The sequence below is a fragment of the uncultured Mucilaginibacter sp. genome, assembly GCF_937859865.1.
Taxonomy (GTDB): Bacteria; Bacteroidota; Bacteroidia; order Sphingobacteriales; family Sphingobacteriaceae; genus Mucilaginibacter_A.
On the sequence record NZ_CALMAT010000006.1, the window covers coordinates 1 to 22,973 of the forward strand.

Consider the following 22,973-nt stretch of genomic DNA (forward strand, 5'->3'; position numbering starts at 1 on the left):
CCCCCGTTTTCTCCCGCTTTTACGTTTGTTGTTGCTGATTTTTGAACCAAAGCCAGCAAAAGCGAAACGTTGTTTGTTGCGCCTTCAACCTGGTATTGCAAACCAACTTTGTCTTTATCAAACTTTACACCATCCAAAGTTAAAACCAAAGATGGAGTTTTTTGCAAGCTGCTTTTGATGGCATTTCGCAGCGTTCCTTCTTCCGATCCGATAAATTCTTTGCGGCCGTTCACCACAATTTGCGGCGTATAAACGGATTGCGTTTTCAACCAATTGGCATATTGGTTTTGCCTTTTAGAATAAGCCGCGCTGCTGAAAACATCTTTCCAGCCCAAACGGTTCCAGTAATCAACATGAAAAGCAAGGATATAAACCGGCTGGTTGTTGCTTTCCTGCTGAATTTTTTCTACCAGTTCATCTGCAGGCGGACAACTGGAACAACCTTCGGAAGTAAACAATTCAATCACTGCAAAACCTTTTGCTGCCATGCTGTTTTTATCGGTACTTTTTGGTTGATCGCCGGCAGCGATCCAGGAAATGATGCCAATCGTTGCAAGGCAACCGGCCAAAATGTATAATTTTATTGCTTTCATTATTTTAATTTTGAAGTTTCACCCTTTGTCGTTTAAAACAAGTCATCCTTACAATAAATTTAAAAAAGTTTTGTAAGGATTGAAAAAGCCGTACGACTAATGAGCTGAAATTTATACAACAATACTGCTTTTACCATATAAATTTTAACGATGCCAGCTGATAAGCTTTCGACTCTAAACCAACTAAACACTTCGGAAATAAACCCGCATAAGTGGGTGATTTTGTACGCTGATTATCTGTTTACTTATGCCATCACCCGGTTAAACGATGAAGAGTTGGCCAAAGATTTGGTGCAGGAAACTTTTTTGGCAGCGTTGGAAAAAACAGCGCAATTTAAAGGCAACAGTTCTGAACGGACTTGGCTAACGGCGATTTTAAAAAACAAAGTGGTTGATGTTTACCGGAAAAATTCCTCCGGCCCCGGCAAAAAAAGTACGGTAAAAGAAGCAGAGCAGGAACAGCAGGATTTTTTCGATTCTGAAGACGGACATTGGAACGAGGCGCATCGCCCGCAGGAATTCGGTGTAGAACAGGATCCGATCCTCAACAAAGAGTTTAACCAGATTTTGCAAAATTGCATGCAGAAACTTCCGGTGCTTTGGCTGTCGGTTTTTACCATGAAGCACATGGACGATGCCTCGACCGAACTGATTTGTACCGAATTGAAGGTTTCGGTCGCAAATTTTTGGGTAATCATTCATCGCACTAAAATAAATTTAAGGGCTTGTCTTCAAAAAAACTGGATTTAAGGATAAGGAATGGACGAGATAAAAAAAATTGCCTACAACTGCAGGAAAGCTACTTTTTTGATTGAAAAGAAGCAGTTAGAAACTTTGACACTTCGGGAAAAACTGGAATTAAAAATCCATTTGGTCGGTTGTTCTGTTTGCCGCACTTTTCAGCAGCAAAGTATCATGATTAATCAAATGGTGAAAGGTATGTTTCATTCTTCCCAACCTCAGGAAACTAAATTGGACGAAACTTTTAAAAACGAATTGCAGGAACGCATCAAAGAAAAGCTGAACGGAAATTAAAATAAATTGTAAGTTTAACATTTTTGCGGGAACGAAAATTTGAAACCATGAATACATTTTTAATTAAATCTTCTTCAACTTCTGTTTGCCCTGATGCTTCTTTTAGCACCTAAAAATCAGTGTGTTTTGATGGTTTTTGCGGTTTCGTTTCAACTGCTTTTATATTTTGGACAATGGGAAATTATCACTTTAAAATCATAATAGATTTAGTGTTTGAAGTAATGGAAATTTTTCTTACTTTTGCAGCAGATTTAGCAATGTAGCTAAGTTCGTTATTTACATCATGAACCCATTTATTGAACTGGGAATCCGTCATGATATTGTTAATGCCATCTCTGATTTAGGATTTGAAAATCCTACGCCAATCCAGGAACAATCTATTCCGGTTTTGTTAACAGGCAGCAACGATTTTGTCGGATTAGCCCAAACAGGGACCGGAAAAACTGCTGCCTTCGGACTGCCGTTATTAGAACTGATTGACTTTGATCAGAACAAGCCTCAAGCTTTAATTCTTTGCCCAACCCGCGAGTTGTGTTTACAAATTACAAGCGACATTAAAAGCTATGCCAAAAACATGCACAACGTTAAAGTTGTAGCTGTTTACGGTGGCGCCAGCATTATGGACCAACTTCGCGAAATAAAACGCGGCGTACAGATTGTTGTTGCCACTCCAGGACGTATGTTGGACATCATTGGCCGCAAAGCCATTGATTTTTCAGACATCCAATACGTTGTTTTGGACGAAGCTGACGAAATGTTGAACATGGGCTTCCAGGAAGACATTAACGAAATCCTGTCTACCACTCCTGAAGAGAAAAAAACCTGGCTGTTCTCGGCCACGATGCCGGCCGAAGTGCGCCGCATCGCTAAAAATTACATGACCGATCCTTTTGAGCTTACCATGGGCACAAAAAACACCGGAAATGTAAACATTGAGCACGAATATTATGTAGTGAAAGCGCGTGAGAAATACGCCGCTTTTAAACGTATTGTTGATTTTAACCCGGAAATTTTTGGTATCGTTTTTTGCCGTACCAAAATTGAAACCCAGGAAATAGCCGAATCTTTAATTAAAGACGGTTACAATGCGGATTCTTTGCACGGCGATTTATCGCAGCAACAACGCGACAAGGTGATGAAACGTTACCGCGACCGCAGTTTGCAATTGCTGATTGCGACTGATGTGGCTGCACGTGGTATTGATGTAAGCGACGTTACACACGTGATCAATTATTCTTTGCCGGATGAAATTGAAAACTACACGCACCGCAGTGGCCGTACCGGCCGTGCCGGTAAAACGGGTATTTCGATCGCCATCATCAACGCCAAAGAAATTGGCAAAATACGCCAGATTGAACGTGTTTTAGGCAAAAAGTTTGTGAAAGCAGAAATCCCGACCGGTTTTGATGTTTGCGAAAAACAACTGTTTGGTTTGGTGCACAAAGTTCATAACGTAGCGGTAAACGATCAGCAAATTGATCAGTACATTCCGCGCATTATGGAAGAGTTTAAAGAACTGAGCAAAGAAGATATCATCAAACGTTTTGCTTCTTTAGAGTTCAATCGTTTCTTAGATTATTACAAAAATGCGCCTGATTTAAATGCTTCGGCTGATGAATCCCGTGTGCGCGATGGCGAACGCACACCTCGCAGCGGCAGCGGTGTTAATGCAGATTATACGCGTTTGTTTATCAACTTAGGTTCGGTAGATAATTTTACCCGCGGGGATTTGTTGGGCTACATTTGTAACACCAGCAAAATTAACGGCCGTGGCGTTGGCAAGATAGACGTAAAAGGTGTTTATTCTTTCTTCGAAGTGCCAAACGACGAAGCGCAACAGGTAGTTGATGCCTTTAAAGGTGCCAATTTCCAGGGCCGTGAAGTTCGGATTGAACTTTCGGGTGCTGCCGATGGCGAGCGTAGCGAAAGCCGCAGCCCAAGGTCATCCGGCGGTGGTTATCCGCGCAGAGAAGGCGGAAGCGGAAACCGTGAACGGCGCGATGGCGGACGTGAACGCAGCTACAGCGGCGGCGGAAGCGGAAGTGGTTTCCGTGATTTCTCAGGAAAAAGCAAAGAAGACCGTGGCGAACGCCGCAGAAGGTTTTAAAACAGTTGATACTGTTTTTACCACATAATTTTTTAGTTTTAGTTTAGTTAAAAAAGCTTTCGGAAACATCCGAAGGCTTTTTTTATTGGCGCATAAAATTAACCGAAGTAGAATCCGGATAAACCAACGTTAAACTTTTATCCAATAAATTCTTGATAGTAAACTTGGTAAAAGGCCGGCTGCCTTGATACGAAGTAAATATCGAATCGCCCTTTACAAAATAATTTTCGGCAATTGGTTCGTCGCCTTCGTCCAGCGTAAATTCTTTTTGGGTAATCGTCAACCTGGTTTTTCCATCTTCAGAATGCCATTTGCCGCGGATTTTATCTTTTGCAGCTATTTGCTGCCTGCATCCCAAAGCCATCAAAAAAAATAGTAGTAAAAGAAGTATGCTGTTTTTAAAAAGTAGTTTTTCTGATTTCATACTTCCTTTGTTTTTCTGGTTCAAGATGCTTCTTTTATCGGCATAAAATTAGCAAACACAAAAAATGCCCGAACAATTATCCGGGCATTTTTCACTAAAAAAAATTTAATTATTTGGCTGGTGCGTCTACCAGTTTTGATTTTGCGATATAAACTTTTGCGCCTTTTTTGTTTACGTAAAAAGTTTTGTCGTGCTTGTCAATGTAAACCTTTTCTCCTCCCGGCGCAACTTTGCCTTTGTACGTTTTGTCGGCAATGGCTGCCACACCTTTTGCGGCAACTTCGGCGGTTTTATTGCCGGCTTTGTTAACGGCGGTTCCAACTTTACCTTTTGCGGTATTTTGGGCGAATGATTGTACGGCAAACAGCACAGCAGCTGAAAGCAACACGGCTTTAATTTTTTTCATGGCTATTGTTTAAGTATTTTCCCTATTAACTCAAATGTTCTGCCAATTGTTTCATTTCGGCAACGGGGCTGCTTTTTTGGTATAAAACTGCGTAAACCGCCTGACTAATCGGCATATAAACGTTGTACTTTTTGTTCACTTCCTGCAGGCAGTTGGCGGCGTAATAACCTTCGGCCACCATGTTCATTTCCAATTGTGCCGAGTTAACGGTGTAACCTTTGCCGATCATGTTGCCAAAAGTGCGGTTGCGGCTAAACTGCGAATAACCGGTAACCAGCAAATCGCCCAAATAAGCCGATTCGTTGATATCGCGGCTGATGGGATGGACGGCATCCACAAAACGCTTAATTTCGCGGATGGCGTTGGAGATTAAAACCGCCTGGAAATTATCGCCATAACCAACGCCGTGGCAAATACCGCTGGCAATGGCGTAAATGTTTTTCAAAACGGCGGCATATTCCGTTCCGTAAATATCGTCCGAAATATTGGTTTTGATGTAACGCGTGTTAAAAGAAGCGGCCAGTTTAGTGGCCAGTTTTTTATCCTGCGAAGCCAAAGTTATGTACGACAATTTTTCCAACGCAACTTCTTCGGCATGGCAAGGGCCGCTTAAAACCAAAAAACTGCTGAGTGGAAGCTGGTAATGCTGATGGATAAAATCGCCTACAATCTGGTTTTCGTCCGGCACGATGCCTTTGATGGCCGAAATGACTTTTTTGTCTTTTAAATCTTCGGACGTAATATCGGCAAGCGCATCTTTTAAAAAAGCGGCCGGCACGTTCAGCAAAATTACATCTGCTTTTTTAATCGTTTCCTTTAAATTGGTAGACAGGTTTTTGGGCTTGATGTTGATTTCCACCGAACTTAAATAACGCGGGTTGTGCCGGAAACGGCGGATGCTTTGCAGCGTTTCTTCGTTGCGCATCCACCAAAAAATTTCTTTCGGAACCGTATTGTCTGTCAGTATTTTAATAATGGCCGTGGCCCAGCTTCCGCCGCCAACCACCGCTATTTTTAATTTATCCGGCTCCATTAATTGCTGATGAACATTTTATTTATAGTATTGCAAAGTAAGGAAAATATCTGCATTATTAAGTTTACGCACAAAAGCCGGAATGGGTTATGCTTCTTTTACCACTACTTTTTTGGTGTCAAATTTTAATTTTTGCAGCAACATGAAAATGCCATATTTGGTAAAAACGCCTGCGCTTTTAAAATATGTTTATCCGGGCCTCACCTGGCACAAAAGCCGGACAGAAAACGCCATTTACCTTACTTTTGATGACGGGCCGATACCGGAAGTAACGCCATTTGTGCTGGAAACTTTAGCGCAATTTGAGGCCAAAGCAACGTTTTTTTGTATTGGCGATAATGTGCAAAAACACCCCGAAATTTTTGAAGCCGTAAAAGCAAGCGGGCATGCCATTGGCAACCATACTTTTAACCATTTGCGCGGCTGGAACACACCGGATGAATTGTATTTGGAGAATGTGGAACAATGCAACCAACTGGTAAAAGCTAAACTATTCCGTCCGCCTTACGGGCGCGCAAAAAAATCACAGTTAGCCGTTTTAAAAAAGCAATACGAAGTGGTGATGTGGGATGTTTTAAGCGGCGATTTTGATCCGGATCTATCTCCTGAAAAATGTTATCAAAATGTGGTTGATAAAAGCAGCAACGGCTCGATTGTGGTTTTCCACGATAGTTTGAAAGCCTGGCCGCGGTTAGAATATGTTTTGCCGAAGGCGTTGGCTTTTTGGCAGGATAAGGGGTATGGTTTTAAGAGTTTGTGATGGATAATTATTATTTTTCCTGCAAACAGGCAAAAGATAATTTACTCCTTTTGTATTTTGCATGATGATTTTTTACCGGTAAAAGAAGCATTGCTATTTGTAATAAGGGAATTTGAAACCCAAAGCTCTAAGGCTAGGGTTACAACTTGCGACCAGCAGAACAAAGCAGGTTACATATCCCGACCAGTAGGAATTAGCTTTTTAAGGCTTAGTTAACGTGCCAACCCGCTGCCAAATTGCGGCACTTATAAGCCGCATACCTTTATTGGAGGGATGGTATTGTATGCCACTATCGATCCACAACCCATAAGAATAGTTACTGCGATCATTCCCTAAATAACTAAGTGATAAAAATGGAGAGTATTTTTTCATAATATCATCGACAACACTTTTGCCAGGCCAAAATGAACCAAAAGCATATACTTGTATAGTAGGATTTGCACTTTTAAAATATGCAAGTAAAGCGGCGTACCTGGTGTTAAATAAAGTTGCATTAAATCCATCCTGTACGTTTTCGCCAATACGTATTATAAGTAAATCCGGCTTACTGTCTCTGTAAGTTTTAAGATTTGCATCAAAGTCATAGCTTGCAAAACCTGTTTCAAAAGCGGCAATATTAAAGGCTGTAACTTTACAATTACTGTTTTTCTTAGAAAACAGTGTTGTTAAACGATGTACATAATCGCTGTCAGCGGCAGTGGCTGCCATTCCCCAGTTATTATTCCAGCCTATTGATGGGTTAGCAGATGCTTGTGTAATACTATTGCCTAAAATTAAGATATTTGACAAAGCGGGCTTTGTAGTAGCTACTATTGTATTTTGTTCTTTGTAACATGAAATTGTAACCAAAATAGTAAACAACCCTAATGTGATAAAAACTGGATTTATTAATTTTAGCTTTTTAAAATTCATGTATATTGTCTATTGTACAAATTATCAAATAGAGTCTTCAAATTATTACACTATAGTAACGGAATTAAAAGAGCCTTTTACAACGTAAGGGCTCTTTTATTTAGGTAGCAAAAATCAATTTATTGATAACTATTTTACTCTAGATTATTTTTTCATAGTTTTTTCCAAAATCTCTAAGAATAATAACCTTACATCTAATATTATCACTTTCGATGAAAAACCAAAGCGACGGGTAATGTCAGGCCGTTCTCTACTGTTCTATTTTGAGTGTTCTCCGTATTTACCTTCATATGACGCTCCTCCGTTAAGTAGGTAGTGAACTCATCTGGATCTCGATCAGAAATTGTTACTACTAATTTGCCATGCTTATGTTTTCTCTGATCAGAATAAGTAAAAAACACTTTATCCTGAAAGATTTTACTCATGTCGTTATTAATGCCTTGGGTTAAAACAGGAGTATTTCTTTGCTCAAGTATTTCATTGTTGTCCTTATGTAACAGATAACCAACCAGGAAGTCGACTTTACTATTTAAAATAGGTTCTTGTATTTTTCTTATCGTTATTGTTATTGTCTTTTTTCCTGTTTGGGAAACCCAAGTACCTACAAATTTATCAAGTACCGGATTGGGTTGATAGGGCTTTAACTGTGCAAAGACAGTAAAACTAACTAAGGTCAGCAAAAGTGCAATAAATAATTTTTTCATGTTTTAAGAAAATAGTTTTTTATAATTCTAATATAATTATGGACATGGAGTCGCTTGTGTGCGATACCAAGAGGAATTGTAATTAAGTGGTAACCAATTAGCAGATGAGTATAAGTTATTTATGTCTCCTCTGATCATTCTAATACCGGAATTTTGAAGGTAATATAAAAGGGCTGTTTCATGCGCGTCTCGATCGCTGTATCCACCACCGGCAAGTAATGCATTTCCCAAACTTGTAAAATTCTTTTCAAATAACGTAACACCATCACTGTCTCTTGCAAAATTTGTAGTCATCCATGTTTTAAAAAGGTTTGGATCGCTGATAGAAATCATATAAAGGGATCCTAAACCAGTAATTACCGTGCTGGTAAATGTGGATGGAATAGCTAACTTACCGGTATTGAAGAGGGTTCCTATAGCCGCAAAATCCTCAGGTGTAGGGGTTGGTGACATGCGAACTGGGTTATTGTTCATATCAACAATGCCTGTCGGATGCGAATGCACCATGCCAGTGATTTGAACCGGTACTGTAAGATTAATAAAAGGCTCGTTTCTAGACCCATATTGAAAGCTATAGGTACTAAGTTGATTGATATTAGTATATGTATAAGCACTTTCATGGTCAAGTGCTAACCAATTGTCTTTAGCAGCATTCAAAGTGTTTGCCCATGTTGGACTGCTTAAGGTGGTCGCCTTAACTGCACATGGATTACTAACAGGAAAAGTTATATTAGTTGGACTACCACCAAGTGGAGGGTCTGGATATTCTACATCATGACAACTCGTCCTATACTCGGTGCCAGCGTACTGCCAACCGTTAAAAGAAAAGCAACCACTCGGTATAAAAATAGGTTCTCCAGGACAAAAGTCTACACCACTAACCGCTGTAACATAATATCCATTACAATTGGTGAAATATGTACATATTGCAGTTGTCTGACATTCAGTAACGACATAATTCGGTTTTAACACAGAGTTTGTACTAACCGGTGATTTAGCATTAATAATCTTCGACCCATTTATATAATAATTTTTACTGTAGGAATTCTTGTCTAAATTTTCAAACAAAATACTTCCTGTAAAATTATTCAAATTGTAATTTTGGCCGATAGCTTTAACTGGATTTTCAGTATTTTTTTTATCAGTTTCATCAAAAAAATATGTAGCAATTCTGAAAAAAGTTCTACTTGAACTTTTGCCTACTAATAAAAACTTCTTGATATTTACTTCTTCAGTATTATTAATTAACTCAAGTTGCTAGATAAAAGGCTTAAAGAGTAAGCATCAAAAAAGGGAATTTTGGTTTACCACAACTAAAGAACCGATGATGATGCTTACCAAGGATAAAATTATAGGAATATTTTGTTTTATAGATGATTTACTAAAAACAAGTAAACATTATGAAGACAGCCGGAGGCGGGTCAGCGATAGCGAGATCATTACAACAGCAGTTGTATCGTCGTTGTATTTTGGCGGGCATCAGGATAAGGCAAGGCAGTTTATGAAAATGACCGGAATGATACCGGGCATGCTGGACAAGAGCCGTTTCAACCGCAGGTTACATCGGATTGCAGAACTGATTTACAGTCTTTTCATGCAGATCAGTTATTATTTCAAGTATATCAGTTGTGAGATGAGCTATGTACTCGATTCGTTTCCGGTAGCAGTTTGCGATAATATTCGAATCGCGAATTCTAAAATATTACACGGCAAGCAGTGGCATGGCAAGCAAACCAGTATGCGCCGTTATTTTTATGGGGTAAAAGTACAGTTGCTGGTTACCAAAGATGGTATTCCGGTAGAGTTTGGTTTTGTTCCGGGCAGTGAACATGATTCACAGGCCTTAAAGAAGCTGCCAATGGAACTGCCTGCCGAAAGCGAGGTGTTTGCCGATTCGGCTTATACCAATTACGAAATCGAGGACCAGCTTATGGAAACCGATCTGATTGCTTTGAAAGTACACCGGAAATCAAATGCCAAAAGAACAGATAGCGTAAGTGCTGCCTTTATAAAAGAATATATGCGTAAACGGATCGAAACAACCATCAGTGAGATCAAAGGCTTGTTTCTCAGAAAACTTCATGCCGTAACTTTCAAAGGATGGTTGTTGAAAATTACATTATTCGTGTTTGCTTTTACCCTTGATAAAATAATACCTAACTAACAACTTGAGTTAATTATTGAATTAGATTTAGTATTGAGGGCAACAGGATATAAGAGCAATATAATAGTAAGTCAAGCTATCACCTAAAGAACTTGAAGTATAAGATTTCCAATCAGGAACCCATTTTAGTATAATGGTATCATTGATTGTCTGATTTAATCTTTTGTCATAGCTTTTATTAAGAAATCCGGTTTTAAAGCTGTCTATAATTGAATTGTTGGAAGTAGAAACGCTTGATTTTGATCCCGAATTATTAAGTTCTTTCTTACAACTGTATAATATGAAAAGAAAGATGATTATGTAAAAGATTTTTGTAGTTTTTACATTCATAAACTGATGAAATTAGTTGGAATTGAAATAGATAGTAGTTATAGATCGCTTTAGGAGTTATTAATTTTAACCTACTTAAAATTGCAGTATATAATAAAAAGGTGAGGCTCTTGACATATAGTAGATTTAGGTAAATATTATAAGCTAAAGTTAAAAAAGTAGTTTGGGAATTTTTGTTGACAAACGGTTAATTCAAATAATAATGCTATTGTAACAAAGATGTTACCATGATATGGTGTAGTAAGGTATTAGTAAACATCTGTTAGTAATAGTTGTAACTCCGTCCTTTGATTTGGGAATTTCTAATTCCGATTAACCAGGGTATCATCACCTACCATAAATCAAATCTACATCTAAGCCACTGTAAAAACCCAACCTTTCCCCATCTCACATCAAATCAAAAATCCAAACCCAATACTTCTTTTACCTGTTAATTTTGTAGATTCGCACCCGTACTTCGCTCGTTTAATAATTAACCGTTCAATAAAAATCAATAAAATGGCTTTTGATTTAAATATGATCCAGCAGGTTTACAACCGCTATGGCAGCCGCATCGAAGCTGCCCGTAAAGCAGTTGGTAAACCTTTCACCCTCACCGAAAAAATTTTATATTCCCACCTTTCCGAAGGCGACCCGACCCGGGAACTTTTACGCGGGGTGGATTATGTTGATTTTGCACCAGACCGCGTAGCCATGCAAGATGCAACGGCGCAAATGGCGCTTTTACAGTTTATGCAAGCGGGCAGGCCGCAAGTTGCCGTGCCTTCCACGGTGCATTGCGACCACTTGATCCAGGCAAAAGATGGTGCCGGAGAAGATTTAGACACTGCAAAAAGCCAGAACAAAGAGGTTTACGATTTCCTTTCTTCTGTTTCCAATAAATATGGCATCGGTTTTTGGAAACCGGGCGCCGGTATTATTCACCAAGTGGTTTTAGAAAATTACGCTTTTCCGGGTGGGATGATGATCGGTACAGATTCGCACACGCCAAACGCCGGTGGTTTAGGCATGATTGCGATTGGTGTTGGCGGTGCCGATGCCTGCGATGTAATGGCCGGACTGCCCTGGGAACTAAAATTCCCGAAACTGATTGGTGTAAAACTGACCGGAAAACTTTCCGGCTGGACAGCAGCAAAAGATGTGATCCTGAAAGTGGCCGGTATTTTAACCGTTAACGGCGGAACCGGTGCCATTGTTGAATATTTTGGCGAAGGCGCACGTTCGATTTCGGCAACTGGTAAAGCAACCATTTGTAATATGGGCGCCGAAATTGGCGCAACCACTTCTATTTTTGGTTACGATGAAAAATCGGAAACTTACTTGCGCGGAACAGAACGCGGCGCGATTGCAGATGCAGCCAATGCCATTAAAGAACATTTGACCGGCGATGAAGAAGTTTATGCCAACCCGGAAGCTTATTTTGATCAGGTGATCGAAATTAACCTTTCCGAACTGGAACCTTATGTAAACGGCCCGTTTACGCCGGATTTGGCCTGGCCGATTTCTAAATTTGCCGATGCTGTAAAAGAAAACAACTGGCCGGCACAATTGGAAGTTGGTTTGATTGGTTCCTGCACTAACTCCTCTTACGAAGATATTACCCGTGCGGCTTCCATCGCCACCCAAGCAATTGATAAAGGCTTAAAAACACGTGCCGAATTTACAGTTACGCCGGGATCAGAATTGGTTCGTTATACGGTAGAGCGCGATGGTTATTTAAATACTTTCGCACAAATTGGTGGTGTGGTTTTGGCCAATGCCTGCGGGCCTTGTATCGGCCAATGGGCGCGTCATACCAATGATCCAACCCGAAAAAATTCCATCATTACTTCGTTTAACCGCAACTTTGCCAAACGCAACGACGGCAACCCCAATACACATGCTTTTGTGGCTTCGCCGGAAATTGTAACGGCTTTTGCCATTGCCGGTGATCTGTCTTTCAATCCGTTGACCGATACGCTAACGAACGAAAGCGGGGAACAGGTGAAATTAGACGAGCCGCAGGGCATCGAAATGCCGATCAAAGGTTTTGCGGTAGAAGATGCCGGTTATTTAGCGCCTGCTGTTGATGGCAGCACCGTTGAAGTAAAAGTAAGCCCGACTTCTGACCGTTTGCAGTTGCTCGATCCGTTTAAAGCCTGGGAAGGCACCGACATTACCGGTTTGAAATTGCTGATCAAAGCCAAAGGAAAATGTACAACCGACCATATTTCGATGGCTGGCCCATGGTTGAAATACCGCGGCCATTTGGATAACATTTCCAACAACATGCTGATTGGCGCGATTAATTTCTTCAACCTAAAATCAGATACGGTTAAAAACGAACTGACAGGAGAATACGGCCCGGTTCCGGCAACTCAGCGTGCTTACAAAGCCGCAGGAATTGGCAGTATTGTGGTTGGCGATGAAAATTATGGTGAAGGCTCATCCCGCGAACATGCGGCGATGGAACCCCGGCACTTAGGTGTTCGTGCGATTTTGGTAAAATCTTTTGCCCGTATCCACGAAACCAACTTGAAAAAGCAAGGTATGCTGGCTTTAACTTTTGCCGATAAAAATGATTACACCAAAGTTTTGGAAGACGATATTTTCGATATTACCGGTTTAAACCAGTTTGCACCGGGCAGCCAATTGACTGTTGTTTTGCACCATGCAGATGGTACACAGGAATCTTTCCCGGTAAACCACACTTACAATGCACAACAAATCGAGTGGTTTAAAGCAGGGGGCGCACTCAACATCATCCGCCGCCAGCAAAAAAATGTGGCATAAAAACAGTATTGTTATTGTTGCCCAAAAAAAGCCCCGAAATTTATCGGGGCTTTTTCTATTTTTAGGGAATTAACAGCCGTAAACAATTTTGAAAAAACTTCGACATATACTTCTTTTATCGGTCTTTTTTTTGTGTTTTACAGATGTGCTTAAAGCACAAGCACCGGCAAATGATGATTGTTCGGGCGCGATTACGCTGACAACTGTTTCTAATTTTTGTTCGGATAACGCAGCTTATACCAGCATCAATGCTACAGCAGGTGGTTTAGCAGCGGCGCAAGGCTGGCCTTCTGCCGGAAACGATGTTTGGTTTAAATTTATCGCTACAGCTTTTGATGTCAATATTTCGGTAACTGGAAATGCAAACGGTGGCGGCACTTTAAACACACCGTTAATTGCTTTATACACCACGCCCGATTGCACTAATTTTTCGGAAATGATTGGTGCCAAAACCAGCACCGCAACTTTGGGTACGTTATATAAAGGTGGCTTAACAATCGGTCAAACTTATTATATCCGTGTAAGCGGAGGCAGCAACAGTACCGGCACTTTTAAGCTGTGCCTCAATAATTATTATCCCATTTTAAAAGCCGGTCAGGATTTTAGCACTGCTTCTATCATTTGCGATACAACAGCTTTTACCCAAACCAATGTAACCGGTGCAGGCAGCAACAGTCGCGAATCTGCCGGCACTTGTTTGGATGTGAATTCCGGAAGCGGGCCAATTGAAGCTAATTCTGCCTGGTATAAATGGACGGCCGCCAACAATGGAACGTTAACTTTTACAATTACGCCAACCATTTCCGACAATGATCTTGATTGGGTTTTATATGATTTGGGAACCAGCGGCGCAGCAAGCAACGTAAATGCAGCAAACGCAATTCGATGCGCCTCTGGAAGCGGGGTAACTTGTACCCCTTTTTACAATAAAACCGGGCTTAACTTAACTTCTACCGATTTGGTAGAAATGCCTGGCTGTGTGCCAGGCCAGGATGGTTTTGTGAAATATGTAGATATGATCCAGGGGCACGTTTATGCTTTGCTGATCAACAACTTTACTTCCGGCTCCAATGGTTTTACCATATCTTTTACCGGCGGCGGCCCTACTACCGGAACATTTTTAGGGCCGACAGCTAAGTTGGATTTGCAGGTAAACAATCCCTGTACCGCAAAACCGAGTTTTACTTTCACCAATAAATCTACCAACAATACCTCTTTAAAATGGAGTTTTGGTGATGGCGCCAGCATAGATTCCGCTGCCGGGCCAGGCCCTTATACGGTTACCTATTCAACTCCCGGAACAAAAACGGCTGTTTTATTGGCGTACAATGCGCAAGGCTGTTTGTCGGTAGATTACAAAACTTTTGATATTCCTACAAAACCAACCATACCCGTTTTGCTCACTTCCAACACTAATTATTGCTTGGGCGATAAATTGATTTTGAGGGCGCAAATTCCTTCCTCCGCAAAAACTTCGTATCTATGGCAAGGGCCGAACGGTTTTTCTTCGACGGATTCCGTCGTTACCATTCCGCTAGCCAATTATAACCAGGCTGGCGTTTACACGTTGGTCATCACACAAAATGGTTGTTCGAGCGATCAGGCTTCCATCACCGTTCCGCCCATCGGGAAAACGCCGGTGCTTAATTTTACCGTTATGCCCAACAATTTATGTACGCCGCAGCAAAGCTTCACCATCACCAATAACTCTACGGATTATACCAGTTTGAACTGGGATTTTGGCATCGGTGCCAGCATTGCCAGTGCCACTACCAACGGGCCTTTTACCGTTACCTATGCTTCTTTTGGCGATAAAAAAATTACCTTAACAGCTACCGGAAGCGGCGGCTGTACTACTGTTTTTACCCAGGTTTTTAATGTGCCGCAGAAACCAGTGCTTACGCAACTGAATAAAGTAAATGGTCCGTACTGTATTGGCGATACTTTGGTGATGAGCACAAACGCGTTGGCAAATACTACCTACAGTTGGACGGGGCCGAACAGTTTTACTTCCAACCAAACTACGGTGCGCATTCCCATTACCGGGCCTTCCGTTGCAGGTACTTATTCGTTGGTGATTACACAGGGGCAATGTTCCAGTGATCCGGTTTCGACCACCATTAATGCTACCGATATTGTACCCGTTCCGGTTGCTGCTTTTGATGCCACGCCTGCGATTCCGGGTACGGGCGCCGTGCCGCTGCTGGTTTCCTTTAAAAATTTGAGCACTAATGCCGATAGTTATTTGTGGGATTTTGGCGACGGCAGTAGTTCCACCCAAACCAATCCGCAGCATACCTACACCACCAAAGGAAGTTTTACGGTGAAGCTGACCGCCACGAACAAAGGCGCTTGCTCAAACACCATTTCGCTTGGGAAGTTGGTTTTGCGTTACGAAGTCGTAATTTTTATCCCCAATACTTTCACGCCCAATGGCGACGGCATTAACGATGATTTTGGGGTAAAGATCACTAGTTTGCGCAATTACCGCATCCAGATTTTTAACCGCTACGGCACTCAACTGTACGAAGCCAAAGACATTTTAAAACGCTGGGACGGTTTCTACAACGGAAACCCGGTTCCGGTTGGCACTTATTATTATGTGATTACAGGGATAAGTTTAAACGATGACGTAATTAAGGAAGCGGGTTATGTAACGGTTTTAAGGTGATAAAAGAAGTATAAATGGAACAAGGACAATTTAAAACTTTACTGGAACAAGTAAATACATTAAACAATCATTACAAAAAGATAAACCAAATAGCCGGAGAGAACTTTAACATATTCAGAATTTTAAAACTTGAATCTTCCGAAGTAAGATTACATTCTGCATTTCTCGCTGAGCTTTTAAATCCAAAAGGCAATCATGGACAAAAGGATGTTTTTTTAAAGTTATTTATTAAAGCGTTTTGTTTTAAAGGAAATACTATTGATTCTGAAAGTTGTAACGTTGAAATAGAAAAACATACGACTTCTATAAACAAAGATTTTACAGAAGGTGGCCGCATTGATATTGTAATTACCGATAAGAACGGAAATCAAATTTTGATTGAGAACAAAATTTATGCAGGTGATCAAAAGAATCAAATTCTTCGCTATTATAAATACGCTCCAAATGCAGATTTGATATATTTAACTCTTGATGGAAAAGAGCCTAATAAAAGTAGCTTTGGTGATCTTGTAAATGGCACACACTTTAAAAGTTATTCTTATAAATCAAATATTTCAAATTGGTTAGATCAATGTCGCAAAGAAGCTGTCATGTTTCCAATAATCAGGGAATCAATTACTCAATACATTAATTTAATCAAATATCTGACTAATCAAACTATAAATGATAGTATGCAAACAGAATTGAATTTAATAATTGCTACAAATTTGGAGGCATCTTTTCTGATAACAGAAAACTTGAATAAAGCTTTAAATTCTGTATCGAAAGAATTTGGAATTAAAATCGAAAATGAATTTAAAGCCCAAGGATTTTTATGTGATTATAAAGTAAACTTTAGCACAAAATACTCTGGCTTTTGGATAAAGAAAGAGAATTGGAAAAACATACAAATAGGTTTTGAATTTCAATCTTCTGACAAATATTTAATATATGGTTTTAATATATCTAAAGATTATGTTGATACGATAATTTCAACAGAACTAATCAAAAGGTTGCAGTTATTGCCAAATAATAATGGAAGTACTACAACATGGCCTTGGTTAAGGTATATGGACAAGCCTTATGATGATTGGAAAAAGTTAGAAGCATGGCAAGCTATTACAGATGGAAGAATGATGCAGATGATTAAAGAAAAAGTTAATACACTCCTTCAACTTACTGAAGGAATGGATTTATAAGTTTATGGATTTATAAGTTTAAGGTGATAAAAGAAGCACAGTAGCACACAGTAAAAGTATGCGCTTTGCCTCGTGAGGGATAGTAGCGGATAGCCCAACCCGTAGCGGCACGCCCAAAACAAAAATCAACACCAAATTTATACCGGTAAAAGAAGCATTTGACGAAAAGCTGCCAACATTAAAAATATTTAGAAATCCAATATATATTACTTCCACAAATCTTCGGTAACAATTTTTACGCCTTTGCCGTTTTTGTAATCTTCTTCGCCCTGGCGCACTTTAGCAACAGCATCAGGGCTGTAATAAGTTTTTTCAGTTTTAAATTTAACTTTAAGGGCTTTTGCAAAAGCTTTAATCGCACTTAACTGTTCTTTGTTTTCGGGCAACATAATAATTGTTTCCATGATTTTTTGTTAGGTTGAAAATACAAATTTATACCCATAAAAGAAGCATTGCCTCAATTAACTTCCAACCCAATTTCCCTTAATAAAATAGAAGCATTAAAAGTTTTACAGGCGCCATCTTTGATCTTGTAATCAAAAAACATATCCTGATTTTGCATTTTGATATCGAAATGAAAATTGCGGACAGCGCCAGAATGTTCGTCGGCCAAATCGGCAATTTGCAAATCGTGCGTAGCAACCAAAGCGGCGGTTTGCTGGCGGATCAACCTTTCGATAAACGCTTTGGAACCGGCGTATTTATCTTTGCTGTTGGTGCCGCGCAGCATTTCGTCAATTAAAACAAGCACGTCGCTTTCAGCGGCGGTTTTTTCGAGGATCATTTTTAAACGGTCCAGTTCGGCTTTAAAAGTGGAAGTGCTTTCGTTTAGTGAATCTTTGATGCGCATGTAACTTACCAGTTTTAGTACGGAAACGGTCATGCTTTCGGCACAAACCGGCGCACCCGAATAAGCTAAAACTAAGTTAATGCCTAAAGTTCGCAGAAAAGTACTTTTGCCAGCCATGTTCGAGCCGGTAATCACATCCACAGTTTTATGGTTTTCCATCGAAAAATTATTGACCACACGTTTTTCTTCGACGATCAGCGGATGGCCTAATTTCTTCATTGTTAAACAAAACTCGTTGCTGATTTTTGGAAAAGGCCAGTCGGGATGGTTGTAATGCAAGGTGCTTAAACTGGTGATTGCCTCAAAACCCGAAATCACTTCAAAAGCTTTTAAAATAAATACCGAAGACGTTTGGTGCCATTTGGAAACTTTGATGGAGCAGCGGATGCCCCACAAAAAAAGCAGGTTTAAAAACAGCGCGCCAATAGGCGTTGCCATCAAATCAAACTGTTTGATGATTTTTGCCAGTGATGCTATTTTTACATAGGTTTTTTCGGAACGGTTTGCAGGTTCGCATTGCTGCACCAAATTTTTAAGGTAAATGCATTGCCAGTTTTCTTCTTCAATCCATTTTAAAACTTCTGCATAAGCATTTAACTGCCCGGCGCATTTGCTAAAACCGCTGTGTACGCTGTTCACTTCTTTGTTGTAAATACCCGATAAAAAGAAGTTGAACAGCAGCACAAATACCAAAATGTTCAAAAAAATACCGATAAAAAAAGCACCGGCAACTAAAGCCGCAACAAGATAAGGTAAAATTTGGATGTACGTTTTCAGCCATTTTCGTTCTGTAAAAGCAATCCGGTTTTTTAAACCGTTGCTGATCGCGGCGCTCAAATTTTCCATTTCGTGATGAACGAACGGCAATAAATGTGCGCGGAAATTGAAGGTTGCTTTAATCTTTTCTTTCAGTTCTTTTACGGCTTGCTGGCGTTCTTCGATCACCATTTTTTCGGAAAGGTTTTTAAACCAATTGGCTAAAATTGCTTTGCCGTTTTGCGTATTGCTTCGGTTCACTTCGTGAAACAGCGAAAACGGACCAAAAATATCGAGGTCATCGGTGTAAGGATGGGTTGCAGAGGCAAAGCCGGAACCATCATCGTAAAGATTTTTATGCGCTTGTAAATTGTCAATTTCGTTTTCGATAACGGCCAGCAAATTCTTGTTGAAATCGTGCTGCACCTGCAATTTTCCCTGCTTCATCACCAACTGCATAAACACAAAACTGGTGAGCAAAAAAACGAGCAGCATGTAAATTGCGCCGAAGTGTCCAATCAAATAAATGATGACAATTCCGGTTAAAAACGCAGCCAACCGGTACAACGAAATTTGGTTGATGCTTCTTTTACAGGCTAAAACTTGTTGCGTAAGCGTGCTTGCTTCCTGCTCGTATTTTTGTAAAACCTGCTGTTCCTGCTCCGTCATTTAATAGGCATTTTAAAAATCTATCTTTGTACAATCAGGTGCGAAAGTATCTAAATTAACACCAAATTTTGTTTTTAATTCTGTTCCGAAAAGATGAAGATCACTTTACTTTGTGTAGGCAAAACCGAAGAAAAATATTTAAACGAAGGCATCGAAATCTACCTCAAAAGGCTGAAGCATTACATTAAGCTGGAAATCATAGAAATTCCGGAGTTGAAAAATACGAAAGGTTTGAGCCAGGAACAACAGAAAGCAAAAGAAGCGGAATTGATTTTGAAGAAACTGGCATCAACAGATTTTGTGGTTTTGCTGGACGAACGCGGACAAGAACTTTCGTCCCTGCAATTTGCCGATCTGCTAAACAAAAGGATGCTGGCCTCAACCCAAAACCTGGTTTTTATCATCGGCGGCCCATACGGATTTGACAACAGTATTTACCAGCGCGCCAACGAAAAACTTTCGCTTTCTAAACTTACCTTTTCGCATCAAATGGTGCGTTTATTTTTTGTAGAACAGGTTTACCGCGCGTTTACGATTTTAAAGAATGAACCTTATCACCATGAATAAAAAGAGCGTGGAGCGAGGATTCAAGAGCGGGTTTGCGTGAATAAAAAGCTGACCCAAAACTGGAAAACGCCTCAAATGATTGACTAACTTTGCATTATGGCTCACACGCATTCACACGATCATTCACATTCGCACCATCACCACGACCACGCACCCAAAATAACGCATTTGACCAGGGCTTTTGTGATTGGTATTATCCTGAATGCTGCTTTTGTGGTTACTGAAGTGGTTAGCGGTTTTTACACGCATTCGCTTTCGTTATTAACGGATGCCGGCCATAATTTAAGCGATGTGGCCAGTTTGGCGTTGGCATTGCTGGCGTTTAAGCTTTCCGGCGTAGCCAAAAACAGTCAATATACCTATGGTTACAAGCGTTCTACCATCATCGTTTCGCTGCTCAATGCCATCATTTTGCTGGCTGCCGTTGTAATTATTGCTTACGAAGCCGTTAACCGTTTTATGCACCCCGAACCGATTGCCGGCGGCACGATTGCCTGGGTTGCTGCTGCCGGGATTTTGGTGAACGGCATTACGGCCTGGCTTTTTGTAAAAGGGAAAGAAGACGACCTGAACGTAAAAGGCGCGTATTTACATATGGCAGTGGATGCGGTTGTTTCCTTGGGCGTGGTGGTTTCAGGTATCATCATTTATTTTACACATTGGTTTTGGGTAGATAGCCTGGTGAGTTTAATTATTGTGGTGGTGATTGTGGGCGGAACCTGGAGTTTGCTGAAAGAAAGTTTGCGGCTTTCTTTAGATGGCATCCCGAAGGAACTGGACCTGGAAAAAGTAAAAAAAGCCATGCTAAAAACAGTAGGCGTAAAAGATGTGCACCATATCCACATTTGGGCTTTGAGCACAACAGAAAATGCGTTGACAGCACACGTTGTAATTGACCCATCAGCCGTTGCTTCTTTTAACCACATTAAAAAAGAGTTGCGGCACGAATTGCTGCATTTGGATATCCAGCACAGCACTTTTGAGCCGGAGTTTTCGGTAGAAAGTTGCAGTAACCAGGAATGTTAGTAAGATAGGAATGCTTCTTTTAGCACTATAATTTTTGTGTGCTAAAAGAAGCATGTTGTCATTTCGGCCGAAGGGAGAAACCCTCTTCAAAGCGGTTAGGCTGCGGTTGTTGAAAGAAGATTTTTCCCTTCGGTCGAAAAATGACAACAATGCCGGAAGCTGTATAAGCTACACCTCATGCTTCCTTCTTTCCGGCTTCCGGACTTTCCCAACTTCCCAACTTTCTCCAATACTTCTTTTATCAGCATAAAGTCAATACCGGCTTGCCTTCAAACTCAAACTAAAAATTCGCCGTTACCATTAGTAAAACACCAAAAATGGAATACAATAAATTAACGCCCGAAGAAGAATACGTGATCCTGCACAAAGGGACTGAACGGCCTTTTACCGGCGAATACACCAATTTAAAAGACGCTGGAACGTACGTTTGCCGCCGCTGCAACACGCCGCTTTACACCTCGGATACCAAGTTCGAATCGCATTGCGGCTGGCCAAGTTTTGATGATGAAATTCCGGGAGCGGTAAAACGCGTTGCAGACCGTGATGGCCGAAGGGTAGAAATTGTATGTAATAATTGTGGCGCCCATTTAGGCCACGTTTTTACCGGCGAAAGGTTTACGCCAAAAAATACACGCCATTGTGTAAACTCTATTTCGATGAAATTTATCCCGGCAAAATAGGGCTAAATTGTAAAACGGGTTTTCGCTTACGGTAAAAAACCGGCAATGTTGCCAATGTGGATAACTTTAAAAGTGTTTAAAACTTGATCTTCCAGGCACCTTTCTCAAAGGCTATATTTGTATCAAGGCGAACGAAAATTGTTCAACTCATTGGTAAAATTCATAATTGCCAATGCAAACTGAAAAACTAAAAAAATTTATGCCGATAAAAGAAGCCTTCCAAACAGGATGGCTTTTTTTGGCGGCTCATATTTCACCAATTTAAAAAAGTATTACAAATGATTGCAAATCAGGAAGATGAAGTATTGCTGCGGGAAAACAAAGACCGTTTTGTTATTCTGCCGATTAACTATCCCGCCATCTGGGAAATGTACAAAAAGCACGAAGCCAGCTTTTGGACGGCCGAAGAAATTGACTTGACCGACGACCAGAAACACTGGGACAATTTGAGCGATGGCGAGCGGCATTTCGTTTCGCATGTGCTGGCGTTTTTTGCGGCAAGCGACGGAATTGTAAACGAAAACCTTTCCGTCAATTTTATGAGCGAGGTGCAGGTTCCGGAAGCGCGCTGTTTTTATGGCTTCCAAATTATGATGGAAAATATTCACTCAGAAACTTACGCTTTGTTGATTGATTCGTACATCAAAAACCCGGTTGAAAAAGACCGTTTGTTCCATGCCATTGATACCGTTCCCTGTGTAAAGAAAAAAGCAGAATGGGCTTTAAAATGGATCAACAACGGCAATTTTGCACAACGTTTGGTGGCTTTTGCCGCGGTAGAAGGCATTTTCTTTTCGGGTAGTTTCTGCTCCATTTTCTGGTTGAAAAAACGCGGTTTGATGCCGGGCTTGACTTTCAGCAACGAATTAATCTCGCGCGATGAAGGTTTGCATTGCGAGTTTGCCTGCCTATTGTACAGCATGTTGAACAATAAACTTTCCAAAGAAGAAGTAACCGAAATCATTGCGGATGCGGTAGTGATCGAAAAAGAGTTTATCACCGATGCACTTCCGGTCCGTTTAATTGGGATGAATGCTGATTTAATGGGACAATATATCGAGTTTGTGGCCGACCGCTGGCTGGTAGAATTAGGTTACGATAAATTGTATTTCGCCAACAATCCGTTTGATTTTATGGAGATGATTTCCCTGCAAGGCAAAACCAACTTTTTTGAAAAACGCGTTGGCGATTACCAAAAAAGCGGTGTACTAAATACCGAAGCCAAAAGCCAGGCTTTCTCTATGGATGAAGATTTTTGAAGAAGCTGAAAGCTATCAGCAGTTAGCTTTCGGCCGTTACCTAAATTGAACCAGATTAATTATGATATTCAAGCTGA

At 40.6% G+C, this 22,973-nt stretch carries 21 protein-coding genes; 12 read left to right on the forward strand and 9 right to left on the reverse strand.

Translation table 11 applies throughout. From position 1 onward, the window contains the following. On the reverse strand, positions 1–593 hold a 593-nt coding region (locus Q0192_RS00680; protein WP_299284549.1), incomplete at its 3' end, for a thioredoxin family protein. Between the two features lie 150 nt (positions 594–743). Between Q0192_RS00680 and Q0192_RS00685 the strand changes: the two genes are divergently transcribed. The 3 genes from Q0192_RS00685 to Q0192_RS00695 all read left to right on the forward strand — a co-directional run bounded on the left by Q0192_RS00685 (position 744) and on the right by Q0192_RS00695 (position 3,735). Continuing rightward, positions 744–1,343, forward strand: a complete 600-nt coding sequence (locus Q0192_RS00685) for a sigma-70 family RNA polymerase sigma factor (RefSeq protein WP_299284552.1) — start codon at positions 744–746, stop codon at positions 1,341–1,343. Positions 1,344–1,352: 9 nt separating this feature from the next. Next, positions 1,353–1,628, forward strand: coding sequence for a hypothetical protein (locus Q0192_RS00690; RefSeq protein ID WP_299284555.1), 276 nt, complete (start codon positions 1,353–1,355; stop codon positions 1,626–1,628). A 283-nt stretch (positions 1,629–1,911) separates the two neighbouring features. Beyond that, entirely contained in the window at positions 1,912–3,735 is a 1,824-nt protein-coding gene (locus tag Q0192_RS00695) for a DEAD/DEAH box helicase (protein WP_299284558.1), read from the forward strand. 82 nt (positions 3,736–3,817) lie between these two features. On the opposite strand, the gene Q0192_RS00700 is transcribed toward Q0192_RS00695, so the two are convergent. From Q0192_RS00700 to Q0192_RS00710, 3 genes are all read right to left on the reverse strand, one after another. Further along, complete coding sequence (locus Q0192_RS00700) at positions 3,818–4,159, reverse strand: hypothetical protein (protein ID WP_299284561.1); 342 nt, start codon at positions 4,157–4,159, stop codon at positions 3,818–3,820. A 109-nt stretch (positions 4,160–4,268) separates the two neighbouring features. Then, complete coding sequence (locus Q0192_RS00705) at positions 4,269–4,565, reverse strand: hypothetical protein (RefSeq protein ID WP_299284564.1); 297 nt, start codon at positions 4,563–4,565, stop codon at positions 4,269–4,271. Positions 4,566–4,590: 25 nt separating this feature from the next. Next, on the reverse strand, positions 4,591–5,598 hold the full coding sequence (locus tag Q0192_RS00710; RefSeq protein ID WP_299284567.1) for an NAD(P)H-dependent glycerol-3-phosphate dehydrogenase: 1,008 nt from the start codon (positions 5,596–5,598) through the stop codon (positions 4,591–4,593). Positions 5,599–5,740: 142 nt separating this feature from the next. Between Q0192_RS00710 and Q0192_RS00715 the strand changes: the two genes are divergently transcribed. Continuing rightward, positions 5,741–6,358, forward strand: coding sequence for a polysaccharide deacetylase family protein (locus Q0192_RS00715; protein ID WP_299284570.1), 618 nt, complete (start codon positions 5,741–5,743; stop codon positions 6,356–6,358). A 201-nt stretch (positions 6,359–6,559) separates the two neighbouring features. Here Q0192_RS00715 and Q0192_RS00720 read toward each other — a convergent pair whose 3' ends face one another. The 3 genes from Q0192_RS00720 to Q0192_RS00730 form a co-directional block, all read right to left on the reverse strand. Continuing rightward, on the reverse strand, positions 6,560–7,270 hold the full coding sequence (locus Q0192_RS00720) for an SGNH/GDSL hydrolase family protein (protein ID WP_299284572.1): 711 nt from the start codon (positions 7,268–7,270) through the stop codon (positions 6,560–6,562). Positions 7,271–7,473: 203 nt separating this feature from the next. Further along, positions 7,474–7,974 (reverse strand): DUF6705 family protein, encoded by a 501-nt coding sequence (locus tag Q0192_RS00725; RefSeq protein ID WP_299284576.1) that lies wholly within the window; start codon positions 7,972–7,974, stop codon positions 7,474–7,476. Between the two features lie 36 nt (positions 7,975–8,010). Beyond that, positions 8,011–9,066, reverse strand: a complete 1,056-nt coding sequence (locus Q0192_RS00730; RefSeq protein ID WP_299284579.1) for a hypothetical protein — start codon at positions 9,064–9,066, stop codon at positions 8,011–8,013. Positions 9,067–9,304: 238 nt separating this feature from the next. On the opposite strand from Q0192_RS00730, the gene Q0192_RS00735 reads away from it, so the two are divergent. From Q0192_RS00735 to Q0192_RS00750, 4 genes are all read left to right on the forward strand, one after another. Further along, on the forward strand, positions 9,305–10,138 hold the full coding sequence (locus tag Q0192_RS00735; RefSeq protein ID WP_299284661.1) for an IS982 family transposase: 834 nt from the start codon (positions 9,305–9,307) through the stop codon (positions 10,136–10,138). 828 nt (positions 10,139–10,966) lie between these two features. Next, positions 10,967–13,240 (forward strand): aconitate hydratase, encoded by a 2,274-nt coding sequence (locus tag Q0192_RS00740; protein WP_299284582.1) that lies wholly within the window; start codon positions 10,967–10,969, stop codon positions 13,238–13,240. An 88-nt stretch (positions 13,241–13,328) separates the two neighbouring features. Then, positions 13,329–15,911: a PKD domain-containing protein gene (locus Q0192_RS00745; protein ID WP_299284585.1), complete on the forward strand. Its 2,583-nt coding sequence runs from the start codon at positions 13,329–13,331 to the stop codon at positions 15,909–15,911. A gap of 14 nt (positions 15,912–15,925) precedes the next feature. After that, entirely contained in the window at positions 15,926–17,089 is a 1,164-nt protein-coding gene (locus Q0192_RS00750; RefSeq protein ID WP_299284588.1) for a PD-(D/E)XK nuclease family protein, read from the forward strand. A gap of 206 nt (positions 17,090–17,295) precedes the next feature. Here the strand turns inward: Q0192_RS00750 and Q0192_RS00755 are convergent, their stop codons facing one another. Together Q0192_RS00755 and Q0192_RS00760 are read right to left on the reverse strand one after the other, a co-directional pair. Beyond that, on the reverse strand, positions 17,296–17,493 hold the full coding sequence (locus Q0192_RS00755; protein ID WP_299284591.1) for a DUF2683 family protein: 198 nt from the start codon (positions 17,491–17,493) through the stop codon (positions 17,296–17,298). A gap of 53 nt (positions 17,494–17,546) precedes the next feature. Then, positions 17,547–19,364 carry a DNA mismatch repair protein MutS gene (locus tag Q0192_RS00760; RefSeq protein WP_299284594.1) on the reverse strand — a complete coding sequence of 606 codons (1,818 nt, stop codon included), beginning with the start codon at positions 19,362–19,364 and terminating at the stop codon, positions 17,547–17,549. 93 nt (positions 19,365–19,457) lie between these two features. Here Q0192_RS00760 and rlmH point away from each other — a divergent pair, with 93 nt between their 5' ends. The 4 genes from rlmH to Q0192_RS00780 all read left to right on the forward strand — a co-directional run bounded on the left by rlmH (position 19,458) and on the right by Q0192_RS00780 (position 22,896). Then, entirely contained in the window at positions 19,458–19,931 is a 474-nt protein-coding gene (rlmH, locus tag Q0192_RS00765) for a 23S rRNA (pseudouridine(1915)-N(3))-methyltransferase RlmH (RefSeq protein ID WP_299284597.1), read from the forward strand. A 96-nt stretch (positions 19,932–20,027) separates the two neighbouring features. Next, positions 20,028–20,957, forward strand: coding sequence for a cation diffusion facilitator family transporter (locus Q0192_RS00770; protein WP_299284600.1), 930 nt, complete (start codon positions 20,028–20,030; stop codon positions 20,955–20,957). Between the two features lie 317 nt (positions 20,958–21,274). Then, the gene (locus Q0192_RS00775; protein ID WP_299284603.1) at positions 21,275–21,637 is read left to right on the forward strand and encodes a methionine-R-sulfoxide reductase; all 363 of its coding nucleotides are present in this window, start codon (positions 21,275–21,277) and stop codon (positions 21,635–21,637) included. Between the two features lie 278 nt (positions 21,638–21,915). Further along, positions 21,916–22,896: a ribonucleoside-diphosphate reductase small subunit gene (locus Q0192_RS00780; RefSeq protein WP_299284606.1), complete on the forward strand. Its 981-nt coding sequence runs from the start codon at positions 21,916–21,918 to the stop codon at positions 22,894–22,896. Positions 22,897–22,973: the final 77 nt, after the last annotated feature.

Bases quoted from the DNA above. Each gene is read 5' to 3' on its own strand.
- Q0192_RS00685 (WP_299284552.1), top strand. From the start codon at position 744: ATGCCAGCTGATAAGCTTTCGACTCTAAACCAACTAAACACTTCGGAA.
- Q0192_RS00690 (WP_299284555.1), top strand. From the start codon at position 1,353: ATGGACGAGATAAAAAAAATTGCCTACAACTGCAGGAAAGCTACTTTT.
- Q0192_RS00695 (WP_299284558.1), top strand. From the start codon at position 1,912: ATGAACCCATTTATTGAACTGGGAATCCGTCATGATATTGTTAATGCC.
- Q0192_RS00700 (WP_299284561.1), bottom strand. From the start codon at position 4,159: ATGAAATCAGAAAAACTACTTTTTAAAAACAGCATACTTCTTTTACTA.
- Q0192_RS00705 (WP_299284564.1), bottom strand. From the start codon at position 4,565: ATGAAAAAAATTAAAGCCGTGTTGCTTTCAGCTGCTGTGCTGTTTGCC.
- Q0192_RS00710 (WP_299284567.1), bottom strand. From the start codon at position 5,598: ATGGAGCCGGATAAATTAAAAATAGCGGTGGTTGGCGGCGGAAGCTGG.
- Q0192_RS00715 (WP_299284570.1), top strand. From the start codon at position 5,741: ATGAAAATGCCATATTTGGTAAAAACGCCTGCGCTTTTAAAATATGTT.
- Q0192_RS00720 (WP_299284572.1), bottom strand. From the start codon at position 7,270: ATGAATTTTAAAAAGCTAAAATTAATAAATCCAGTTTTTATCACATTA.
- Q0192_RS00725 (WP_299284576.1), bottom strand. From the start codon at position 7,974: ATGAAAAAATTATTTATTGCACTTTTGCTGACCTTAGTTAGTTTTACT.
- Q0192_RS00735 (WP_299284661.1), top strand. From the start codon at position 9,305: ATGCTTACCAAGGATAAAATTATAGGAATATTTTGTTTTATAGATGAT.
- Q0192_RS00740 (WP_299284582.1), top strand. From the start codon at position 10,967: ATGGCTTTTGATTTAAATATGATCCAGCAGGTTTACAACCGCTATGGC.
- Q0192_RS00750 (WP_299284588.1), top strand. From the start codon at position 15,926: ATGGAACAAGGACAATTTAAAACTTTACTGGAACAAGTAAATACATTA.
- Q0192_RS00755 (WP_299284591.1), bottom strand. From the start codon at position 17,493: ATGGAAACAATTATTATGTTGCCCGAAAACAAAGAACAGTTAAGTGCG.
- Q0192_RS00760 (WP_299284594.1), bottom strand. From the start codon at position 19,364: ATGACGGAGCAGGAACAGCAGGTTTTACAAAAATACGAGCAGGAAGCA.
- rlmH (WP_299284597.1), top strand. From the start codon at position 19,458: ATGAAGATCACTTTACTTTGTGTAGGCAAAACCGAAGAAAAATATTTA.
- Q0192_RS00770 (WP_299284600.1), top strand. From the start codon at position 20,028: ATGGCTCACACGCATTCACACGATCATTCACATTCGCACCATCACCAC.
- Q0192_RS00775 (WP_299284603.1), top strand. From the start codon at position 21,275: ATGGAATACAATAAATTAACGCCCGAAGAAGAATACGTGATCCTGCAC.
- Q0192_RS00780 (WP_299284606.1), top strand. From the start codon at position 21,916: ATGATTGCAAATCAGGAAGATGAAGTATTGCTGCGGGAAAACAAAGAC.